The organism is Zemynaea arenosa (genome assembly GCF_004614185.1).
Taxonomy (GTDB): domain Bacteria; phylum Pseudomonadota; class Gammaproteobacteria; order Burkholderiales; family Burkholderiaceae_D; genus Telluria; species Telluria arenosa.
Map to the genome: position 1 here is coordinate 1 of NZ_SPVF01000131.1, position 9,800 is coordinate 9,800.

Genomic DNA, 9,800 nt, shown 5'->3' on the forward strand with positions numbered 1-9,800 from the left:
GCCGGGCTGGATCTGGTGCCGTCCGCCGGGGTGGACCATGCTGCGGTGGCGGACCTGCGGGACGAGGCCGCGCTGGCCGCCGCGTTGCGCGCCGTGGAGCAGGCGGTCGGCGCACCCGACATCGTGGTCCATGCGGCCGCGATGCAGGTGCAGGGCGGCTGCCTCGATACGGAGCCTGCGGTGTACGCGGATATCTATAACGTCAACGTGATCGGCGCCGTCCGCCTGCTGCGCTGGTGCGTGCCGCACATGCGCGCCAGCGGCGGCGGCTCCGTCGTGCTGCTCTCGTCGATCAATGCGCGTTTCGCCACGCCGACCCTGGCGGCGTATGCGGCCTCCAAGGCGGCGCTGGAAAGCCTGGCCCGCACCGCCGCGGTGGAGCTGGCGCCGGACGGTATCCGGGTCAACGCCATCGCCCCTGCGTCGGTCGACACGCCGCTGTTCCGGGCCTCCTTCGCGGACAGTCCGGACGGCGCATTGGAGAAGAACAAGGAGCGCCATCCGCTCGCGCGCTTCGGCACGGCGGAGGAGGTGGCCGAGCTGGCGCTGTTCCTCGCCTCGCCGCGGGCCTCCTGGGTCACCGGGAGCGTCTACCCCATCGATGGAGGCGCCAGTGCCACGCGCAGATGATTTCGTCGGCATCAACTGGGGCAGCACCAACTTCCGCGCCTACCTGATCGGCGCGGATGGCGTGGCGATCGATGAATACAGCCGCCCCTCCGGTGTCGCCAAGCTGGATCGCGCGGGCATGGAAGACCTGATGCGCGCCGTGGCTGCGCACTGGCCGGGCCTTCAGATGGCCTACGCCGCCGGCATGATCGGCTCGAACGTTGGCTGGCAGGACGTGCCCTACGTGCTCGCCCCGGCAGGCCTGGCCGAGATCGCGCGCGGTATGGTCGGCACGGTGATCGGCGGCGTGCCGGTGCGCCTGGTACCCGGCATGGCCTGCCGCCGCGCCTACGATGGCGGCCCGGACATCCTGCGCGGCGAGGAGATTGAACTGTTTGGCTTCACCCAGCTGCACCGCGGCTGGGATGGTTTCGTGGCCTTGCCGGGCACGCACACCAAGTGGGTGCGCTTCAGCGGTGGCAAGGTGGTGGACTTCTTCACCAGCATGTCCGGCGAGATGTACGACCGCCTGACCAGCGCCGGGCTGCTGGCCTCCATCGTGGAGGGCGAAGCGCAGGTGGGCGACGCGTTCCTCGAAGGTGTGCGGCTGGGAAGTGCGCGCCAGCTCGGCCTGGGCACGCTGCTGTTTGGCGCCCGCGCGCGGGTGATTCGCGGTGCGCTGCCACGCACCGAGTCGGCCTCCTTCCTGCGCGGATTGCTGATCGGGGCCGAGATCGCGGATGCGCTGGCGATCCACCCTGGCCTGGCAGCGGCACAAATCCCGCTGATCGGTAACGGTCCCCTATGCCAGCTGTACGCTGCGGCGCTGGAGAGCATGCAGGTCGGCAGCTGGTACGTCGACTCGCGGGCCGCCTGCGTGGCCGGTTTCACCGCGCTGCACCGTCTGGAGATGGCATGAGCGCTGTGCAGCACGCGCAGCGGCTGGATGCCGAGCTGGCGGAAGTCCCGGTCATCGCCATCCTGCGCGGCCTGCGTACCGGAGAAGCGGTCGATGTGGTCGAGGCGCTGTTCGATGCGGGCATCCGCGTGGCCGAAGTGCCGCTCAATTCACCCGATCCCTTTGTGACCATCGCGCGGCTGGCCGCGCACTTCGGTGACCGCATGATGATTGGCGGCGGCACCGTCGTCACGGTGGAGCAGGTGGCGCAGCTGGCCGCCACCGGGGCGACCTTGTGCGTGTCCCCGAATACCGATCCCACCGTTATCCGCGCCGCACTGGCGTCGGGGCTGGTGCCGGTGCCCGGCTTCGCCACCCCGTCCGAGGCGTTTGCCGCACGTGCGGCCGGGGCGCGCCATCTCAAGATGTTCCCGTCCGCGGGGCATGCAAGCGACCTGGCGGCGATACGGACCGTGCTTCCCAAGGACACCCACGTGGTGGCAGTCGGCGGCGTCAATGCGCTCACCTGCGCGGAACTCGCCGCGGCGGGTGCATCATCCTTCGGCATCGGCGGAGACCTGTACCGGCCGGGTATGAGTGCCGCCGCCGTGGGCGCGCGGGCGCGGGAGCTGATGCCCTGGCTGTGCTCCGCGCTGGCCGCCCCGGTGGCCTGGCTGCTGTGCCAACCGCAGGCCAGCATCGGCGAAGCACCGCTGTGGCATGCCACCCATGGGCGGGTGTACTGGACCGATCCGCTGACACAGCGCCTGCTCCATGCGGCGCCGGACGGCGCCTGCGGAGAGCTCTCAATTGAGGACTCGGTCTGGTCGCTGGCGCCGCTGGCGCAGCCGGACGCACCGCATGCAGTGGACCCGGTACACGCCGCAGGCACCACCGCGCATGGCTTCTGCCACGTGGACCTGGAGCGCGGCACGATCTTGCGCGGGCCCGCCGCACCGCTGCCCGCCGGAGTGCGCTTCAACGACATGGTTACGGATGCGCGCGGCGGTCTATGGGCGGGCGCCATGCACAAAGGGATCCTCGCCGGCACCGGATCGCTGTACTACGCGCCCAAGCTGCAGGAGACGCCGCGCGCAGTGGCGCACGGCCTGGGCGTCCCCAACGGCATGGGCTTCAGCGCGGACCAGCGCACCTTGTACGTCATCGATACGCTGGCGCGCACGTTGCTGGCCTATCCGGCCGATACCGCCGGCGGCACGCTGGGCGAGCCGGCCATCGTCACCGATTTCCTCGGCGTGCCTGGCAAGCCGGATGGCATGACCGTCGCTGCCGACGGCACGCTGTGGGTCGCCATGTGGGGCGGCTCCGCCATCGTGCAGATCGCGCCGGACGGCGCCCTGCTGCAATCGGTGCGCATCCCGGCCCTGCAAGTGAGCAGTGTCTGCGAGGGCCCGGAGGGAACCCTGTTCGCCAGCACCTCGCGCATGCGCCTGAGCCCCCGCCAGCTGGCCGACGCGCCCGGCGCCGGTGGTCTCTTCATCGTCGAGGGCCCGGCCATGGATTGAGTACCGGCCCAGCGGACCTGGGTGCAATGCCATAACAACAGGAGACAGGAATGCTGACTACCACCCGACGGTGGCTGGGCTGTGTTGCGCTCAGCCTCGCCAGTTTCTCCGCCTGCGCGGACGACATCATCATCGATAACGGCGGCGCAGGTTTCAGCGTCACCGGCACCTGGGGCGCGAGCACCTTCAACGCAGGCTACTACGGCTCCGACTATCTGCAGGACGGCACCGCCAGCGCGGACACCGGCAAGGCCGCCACCTGGACGCCCAACATCCCCACCGCAGGAGACTACCTGGTCTACATGCGCTGGCCCGCCGCGGCCAACCGGCCGAGCGCCGCGCCACTGGAGATCCGGCACGCCACCGGCACCGATACCAGCAAGACCGTGAACCAGCAAACCGGAGGTGGTGGCTGGGTGCTGGTCGGGCAGTACACACTGGCAGCGGGTACCTCGAACTACGTGCGCATCCTGGCCACGGCGCCGGGCTACACGATCGCGGACGCGGTCAAGTTCGAGCCGGTCAGCAGCACCAACGTCGCGCAGGGCAAGCCGGTGACCGTGGACTCGACCTACAGCACCTATGCGGGCTCCAATGCGGTCGATGGCGCGATCTCGGATGAATCGCGCTGGCTGAGCGCCAACACCGCCGGCCCGCACACGCTGGACGTGGACTTGGGCAGCGCCGCGACCCTGATCTGCGCCCACCTGCACACCGGCTACGGCAGCACCAGCGCCGTCGCCAACGCCAAGCTGCAGTCGTGGACCGGCAGCGCCTGGACCGACATCCCCGGCGCATCCGTCAGCGGCAACACGGCCACCGACCTGCAGCTGCTGTTTTCCAGTCCCGTCACCACGAGCCGGGTGCGGCTCTCGTCCAGCGACAATGGGTATGTCCGTGTAAAGGAGCTCAAGCTTTTCAACAGCGCGCTCTCCGGCTGCCCGGGTCTCGCCACCGATGGCCAGTCGAGCGGCACGCCCAGGACCGATATCCTGATCAACCTGAGCGGCTACAACATCAACAAGCCGAAGCGGTTCACGGCGCCGGCGCTGGCCGATGGCACGCCATTCAGCATCGTCAAGTCTGGACAGACTGCGGTCCTGTTCAGCGGATCGATCTCGGGCGGCGTGGGCGATTTCACTGCCTTCAACCCGGCCGATACCGGTGAATACGTGATCCAGGCGGGCGGCAAAACGTCTTATCCGTTCTCGATCGCGCCGAACTGGATCGAGCGCGTGTCCTACCAGCTGGCGATCGATTTCATGGTCGATGCGCGCTGCTACCTCGGCACCAGCAACAGCTGCACCAACGGCCTGGCCTGGCGCGACTCCCACCAGTTCTCGTTCGAGGTCTCCACGCTGGTGCAGATGTACATGTCCAACCCGAGCGCCTATGACCGGATGCCGCACCAGATCACTTATAGCTTCAATTCCGCCTACCAGACGCTGGGCGCACCGGCCAGCAATGCGCCGGACATCGTCAAGATGATCCACTGGGGCGTGGACCGCATCCTCAAGGTCAACAGCACCGCCACCGGGAACCATCCGCTGCTCAAGGGCGAGCTGGCGGCCTTCCTGTACGCCTACCCAATGATGAAGCAGTACATCTCGCAGGCCGACTACCAGCGGGTGCGCGACTACGCCTTCGGCAACTGGAGCGACACGGGCATCGGCAACATCTCCTATTACGAGCTGTCACCGGCGCCCAGCGGGAACATGTTGAGCGTGTATTCGGTGTACGGCAGCGGCAAGGGCCAGTTCCCGCCGGGGCATTCGGTGATGCCGAACCTGATGATGTATACGGTGGCCCTGCGCGAGGGCCGGTCGGACGCGCAGCTGTATTTCGATGCCGCCTACAACCAGGCGCAGTGGATTATCACGAACCTGGACTGGGCCGCGCCGGAAACCACCAAGGGCCAGCGCATGAGCGAACACAAAACCATGGAAGGGCTGGCGTACTTCCAGAGGATGTATCCGCAAAGCGCCCCGGCCGGGCTGCAGGCCAAGATCGATGCCTGGGCGCAGACCATGATCGCGCGCTCAGACAATATGTGGGACTTCCGCAAGTACAGCGACAGCACGTGGATCATCCCCTCCTACAACGAGCCGGGGAACGTGCTGGGCTTCCCGGCGGCGGCGCTGGCGGCGGTGCAGGTGCTGACCGACCCGGCCACCCGGCAGCGCCTGCGCGAGATCGCCTTTGCGCAGGTCGACGCGGGCTTCGGCCGCAATCCGCTTGGGCGGCACTTCTCCTATGACGGTGCGCGCGAGATGGAGGGCGTGGACGTGGGCTGGAGCACCTACCTGAATGGCGGGGCCGGGCAGCTGATGGCGGTGCGCGGTGTGATCGATGGTTCCCCGAAGGAGGATGCCTATCCATTCAATCCCGCTGCGGCGCCGGGGTACACGGAAGGGTGGGTGGCCTTCAATACGGCGTGGAATGCGAGCCTGGCCTACATGGCGCAGGACGACAGCAGTGTCACCGTGTACAACGCGGGGTTCACCGCGCAGCCCTCCACGCTCACCTATGGCAGTTTTGGCGTGGAACTGAAGGCGCCGCTCAACTTCAACTACACGGCGGCGGAGAGCGGATACGTCGATCTGGTGTCCAGCAATGGCGACACGGAGCGGCTGCAGGTGACGGAGACCGGCGCGAACACGAGCGCTTTCCGCGGCACGGTGAGCTTCAGCAGCGCCGCGCGCAGCGACGGCGACGGCGTGCTGCAGGTGACGTCCGGCGGCTGGTTCGAAGTGTCCTATGGCGCCGGGAATTTCCGCAAGACGGTGCGCTTCCAGGGCAGCGGCAGCACTTTCACACGGCAGTAGTCCTCAGCGTCCGGCTGCGATCCGCTTCAGCAGCTCATACTGCTGCTGGACCATCGGCGGGTTGGGATCGTGGCCGGTCCGGGCGAGGATGTGCAGTTCCTTGTGCGGCGCCGTGATGGCGTTGAAGTAGGAGATTGTCACGCTCTGCGGCGTCACGAAATCCTCGGTGCCCTGGATCAGGTAGACCGGGATCGCGAAGCGCGTACCCAATTGCTTCGGCAGGTCGACCGGTTCCAGGATGCCGTCTCCGTGCATCCCCACGGCCTGCAGGTACGACCAATCGTCGGCGGCCTCGAACGCCGCCTCGTGCGCTTTGTAATGCTCGCCGAGCTGCCACCAACCCGCGGGTGGCGGGACCGTGGCAGCCTTCTCATACTGACGGGTCACCCGGCGCAGCGCGCCAAACGCGCGCGGATTGGTCCAGGGTGGGGCGCCATACTGCCGCACGACCTCCAGCCCTTTCTGGTCGCCCAGCGCCGTCGCGCGGGCCAGCGCCATTTCGTACATCGCCTTGCCGTCAGCGGCGCGGCTGACCAGCTGCGCCGTGCCGATGTAAGCGCTGAACAGGCCCGGCTTCGCAATCGCCATGTGGACGGCCAACACTGAGCCCCACGACGCGCCCATCAGGATGGCCTTGGGCTGGCCCAGCCGTTTGGTCGCGAAGGTTGCGACGTCGATCCCGTCCTGGGTCAGCTGCGGAATGCTGAGCCTGTCGCTCTCCTTGGGCGGGTTCTTCACGAAGGTCATGCCCGCGCCACGCTGGTCCCACTGGACCACCGTGAACTCGCCGTACCACGGACCAAACAGTGCGCTGGCGAACGGACTGTTGGCGTTGCCCGGTCCACCATGGACCACAAGGACGATGGGCTTGCGGCAATCCGCGCCGTCGATCGTCACCCATTGCGGCAGGCCCCCGATGGGGACGTACCCCGCCTCATGCACCGGCGCGCCGCCGGCCGGGCAGGCGAAACTGGCGGGCAAATCCTGGGCGTGCGCAGCGAGCGCGGCGCTGCAGGCGAGGGCGGCGAACAGTGGTTTCATGGGCTGAACAAGAGTGGGCGGAACCCTATCCTGTTCCGAATGTCGAAGCGGCGTCAACCCGGCGGTCTGCAATGTTGCCGCGCAGGCAAGGTTCGACAAATTAGAGACAAAGGACTAAACTTCGCCCTCTGAATTTGCCTCAAGGAGTCTCCATGAGTTGGTTGGAAAAACTTTTGCCGCCGCGAATCCAGCGTTCCGACGCTGGCGCGCGCAAGACGATGCCGGAAGGCCTGTGGGTGAAATGCCCGTCCTGCGAGGCAGTTCTCTACCGTACCGACCTGGAATCCAACCTTCACGTTTGCCCCAAGTGCAGCCACCACATGCGTATCCGCGCCCGCGAGCGCCTGGACGCGCTGCTGGATGAAGGCGGCCGCTACGAAATCGGCCAGGAAGTGCTGCCGGTCGACACCCTCAAGTTCAAGGACAGCAAGAAGTACCCGGACCGCCTGAAGCAGGCGATGGAAGCCACCGGCGAGACCGACGCGCTGATCGTCATGGGTGGCGCCGTCATGAGCCTCCCGGTCGTGGTGGCGTGCTTCGAGTTCGAATTCATGGGCGGCTCGATGGGTTCCGTGGTGGGCGAGCGCTTCGTGCGCGGCGCGCAGGCGGCGCTGGAACAGAAGGTGCCGTTTATCTGTATTACAGCTACCGGCGGCGCGCGCATGCAGGAAGGCCTGCTGTCGCTGATGCAGATGGCCAAGACCACCGCCATGCTGACCAAGCTGGCCGAGAAAAAGCTCCCGTTCATCTCCGTGCTCACCGACCCGACCATGGGCGGCGTGTCCGCGTCCTTCGCCTTCATGGGCGACGTGGTGATGGCCGAGCCGAAGGCGCTGATCGGCTTTGCCGGCCCGCGCGTGATCGAAAACACCGTGCGCGAGAAGCTGCCGGAAGGCTTCCAGCGTTCCGAGTTCCTGCTGCAGAAGGGCGCGATCGACATGATCGTGGACCGCCGCGAGATGCGCGCCGAAATCGCGCGCCTGCTGGCGCTCCTGCAGAACCAGCCGGCGGAAGTCGTCGCCTGAGTCATCGACTTAGCCAGCCCAGGGCCCGCCTGCTCCACATCGACCCGTCATGGCTGCGCAAGCGGCGTGGCGGGTTTTCATTTTCCAGCCTCCGAAATCATGTCTTCGCTCCCGACCACGCTGCCCTCCTGGCTTGAACTGCTCGAATCCCGCCACGCCGAAACCCACATCGACATGGGGCTGGACCGCGTGCGCGCCGTGAAGGATGCGCTGGACCTCAAGTTCGACTGCCCGGTGATCATGGTGGCGGGCACCAATGGCAAGGGCTCCACCTGCTCGATGCTGGAATCGATCCTGCTGCAGGGCGGTTACAAGGTGGGCCTGTACATCAAGCCGCACTTCCTGCACTTCAACGAGCGGGCGCGCATCAATGGCGACATGGCGACCGACGAGGCGCTGGTGGAGGCATTCAACGCCGTCGAGGCCAAGCGCGGCGCCATCTCGCTGACCTATTTCGAGTTCACCACGCTGGCCATCATGCAGCTGCTGTCGCAGGCGGGGCTCGATGTCGTGATCCTGGAAGTGGGCCTGGGCGGGCGGCTGGATGCCGTCAACGTCGTGGACCCGGACGTGTCCATCGTGACCAGCGTGGACATCGACCACCAGGAATACCTGGGCGATACGCGCGAGAAGATCGGCTTCGAAAAGGCCGGCATCTTCAGGCCCGGCAAGGCGGCGATCTGCAGCGACCCGGTGCCGCCGCAAGCGCTGATCGACCACGCCAACGCCATCGGCGCGGACCTGTGGCTGCTGGGCCGCGACTTCAACTACATGGGCGACAAGCAGCAATGGAACTACGGCGGCCGTTCGCAGCGCCGCAATGCGCTGGCCTATCCGAGCCTGCGCGGTGCCAACCAGCTGCTCAACGCTTCAGCCGCACTGGCCGCACTGGAAGTGCTGCGCAACGAGCTGCCGGTCGGCGCGCAGGAAGTGCGCACCGGCCTGGTGGTGGTGGAGCTGCCGGGGCGCTTCCAGGTGCTGCCGGGCCGCCCGGCGGTGATCTACGACGTGGCTCACAACCCGCATGCGGCGGCCGCGCTGGCGCTCAATCTCGGCAACATGGGCTTCTTCCGCTATACCTTCGCGGTGTTCGGCGTCATGGCGGACAAGGACATCGACGGCGTGCTCGCGCCTCTGGCGGGAGTGGTCGATCACTGGAACGTGGCGCAACTGCCGTCGCCGCGCTCGGCCAATGCGGAGCAGCTGGCGGCGCGCATCGCGGCCATGCCGAGCGACGCCAAGCCGGAGGACCGTACGGTCCAGGCCTTCGCCGATCCCGGCGCCGCCTTCGCCGATGCACTCAGCAGAGCGACCGAGAATGATAGAATTGTGGTCTTTGGCAGCTTCTACACCGTCGCCGGTGTGATGAGCGCCCGAAAAACCACTCACTGAATCGCATACGCATGGGCCTGTTCTCATCCGGTCAACAGAAGCAGGACGCCGCTGACGACAGCGGCCACTACACCGCCCGCGACGACGCCGACCTGGTCTCGGCGGCCCGTTCCAAGCGCGCTTCCAGTGCAGGCGAGGGCGCCACGCCCACGCGCAGCCGCAAGAAGGGCGAAGCCGCAGACCCGATGCTGCCCGAGAAGAAGCGCGCGCGCCGCCGCTTGGTCGGCGCCATCGCGCTGGCACTGGCGGTGGCCGTCGGCCTGCCGATGATTCTCGATTCCGAGCCCAAGCCGATCGGCGGCGACATCGCGATTGCCATCCCGTCCAAGGAAAAGGCCGCCCCGCTGCCCGCACCCGCCCCGGCCAACATCCCTGCCAGCGCGGCGCTGGATGCGAAGGAAGCCATCGTCGATCCGTCCAGCGTTCCCGCCGCGACGCCATCCAGCACCGCGACCGCAATCGCCCCCGCCGCACCCGCTGGGAC

7 protein-coding genes and 1 pseudogene are annotated in these 9,800 nt (G+C 67.3%); 7 read left to right on the forward strand and 1 reads right to left on the reverse strand.

Features of this window, described 5'->3' with window-relative positions:
* From E4L96_RS10330 to E4L96_RS10345, 4 genes are all read left to right on the forward strand, one after another.
* Positions 1-630: SDR family NAD(P)-dependent oxidoreductase (locus E4L96_RS10330; RefSeq protein ID WP_135207138.1), on the forward strand; the 630-nt coding region annotated here is incomplete at its 5' end.
* Positions 614-1,528: a 2-dehydro-3-deoxygalactonokinase gene (locus tag E4L96_RS10335; protein WP_167758652.1), complete on the forward strand. Its 915-nt coding sequence runs from the start codon at positions 614-616 to the stop codon at positions 1,526-1,528. The genes E4L96_RS10330 and E4L96_RS10335, both read left to right, overlap by 17 nt.
* On the forward strand, positions 1,525-3,033 hold the full coding sequence (locus E4L96_RS23650) for a 2-dehydro-3-deoxy-6-phosphogalactonate aldolase (RefSeq protein WP_167758653.1): 1,509 nt from the start codon (positions 1,525-1,527) through the stop codon (positions 3,031-3,033). Before E4L96_RS10335 ends, E4L96_RS23650 begins: the two co-directional genes overlap by 4 nt.
* Before the next feature lie 50 nt (positions 3,034-3,083).
* A complete protein-coding gene (locus E4L96_RS10345) occupies positions 3,084-5,858 on the forward strand; it encodes a golvesin C-terminal-like domain-containing protein (protein WP_135207140.1) in 2,775 nt (924 codons plus the stop codon).
* A gap of 3 nt (positions 5,859-5,861) precedes the next feature.
* On the opposite strand, the gene E4L96_RS10350 is transcribed toward E4L96_RS10345, so the two are convergent.
* Positions 5,862-6,899 (reverse strand): alpha/beta fold hydrolase, encoded by a 1,038-nt coding sequence (locus E4L96_RS10350; protein WP_135207141.1) that lies wholly within the window; start codon positions 6,897-6,899, stop codon positions 5,862-5,864.
* Between the two features lie 152 nt (positions 6,900-7,051).
* Between E4L96_RS10350 and accD the strand changes: the two genes are divergently transcribed.
* From accD to E4L96_RS10365, 3 genes and pseudogenes are all read left to right on the forward strand, one after another.
* The gene (gene accD / locus E4L96_RS10355; RefSeq protein WP_135207142.1) at positions 7,052-7,924 is read left to right on the forward strand and encodes an acetyl-CoA carboxylase, carboxyltransferase subunit beta; all 873 of its coding nucleotides are present in this window, start codon (positions 7,052-7,054) and stop codon (positions 7,922-7,924) included.
* A gap of 99 nt (positions 7,925-8,023) precedes the next feature.
* On the forward strand, positions 8,024-9,316 hold the full coding sequence (gene folC, locus E4L96_RS10360; protein WP_135207143.1) for a bifunctional tetrahydrofolate synthase/dihydrofolate synthase: 1,293 nt from the start codon (positions 8,024-8,026) through the stop codon (positions 9,314-9,316).
* 11 nt (positions 9,317-9,327) lie between these two features.
* A pseudogene (locus tag E4L96_RS10365) lies at positions 9,328-9,800 on the forward strand (SPOR domain-containing protein); the annotation flags it as partial.

What these genes read in the sequence shown, in the direction of transcription:
- E4L96_RS10350 (WP_135207141.1), bottom strand. Translation starts at nt 6,899, where the DNA reads ATGAAACCACTGTTCGCCGCCCTCGCCTGCAGCGCCGCGCTCGCTGCG.
- E4L96_RS23650 (WP_167758653.1), top strand. Translation starts at nt 1,525, where the DNA reads ATGAGCGCTGTGCAGCACGCGCAGCGGCTGGATGCCGAGCTGGCGGAA.
- E4L96_RS10345 (WP_135207140.1), top strand. Translation starts at nt 3,084, where the DNA reads ATGCTGACTACCACCCGACGGTGGCTGGGCTGTGTTGCGCTCAGCCTC.
- accD (WP_135207142.1), top strand. Translation starts at nt 7,052, where the DNA reads ATGAGTTGGTTGGAAAAACTTTTGCCGCCGCGAATCCAGCGTTCCGAC.
- folC (WP_135207143.1), top strand. Translation starts at nt 8,024, where the DNA reads ATGTCTTCGCTCCCGACCACGCTGCCCTCCTGGCTTGAACTGCTCGAA.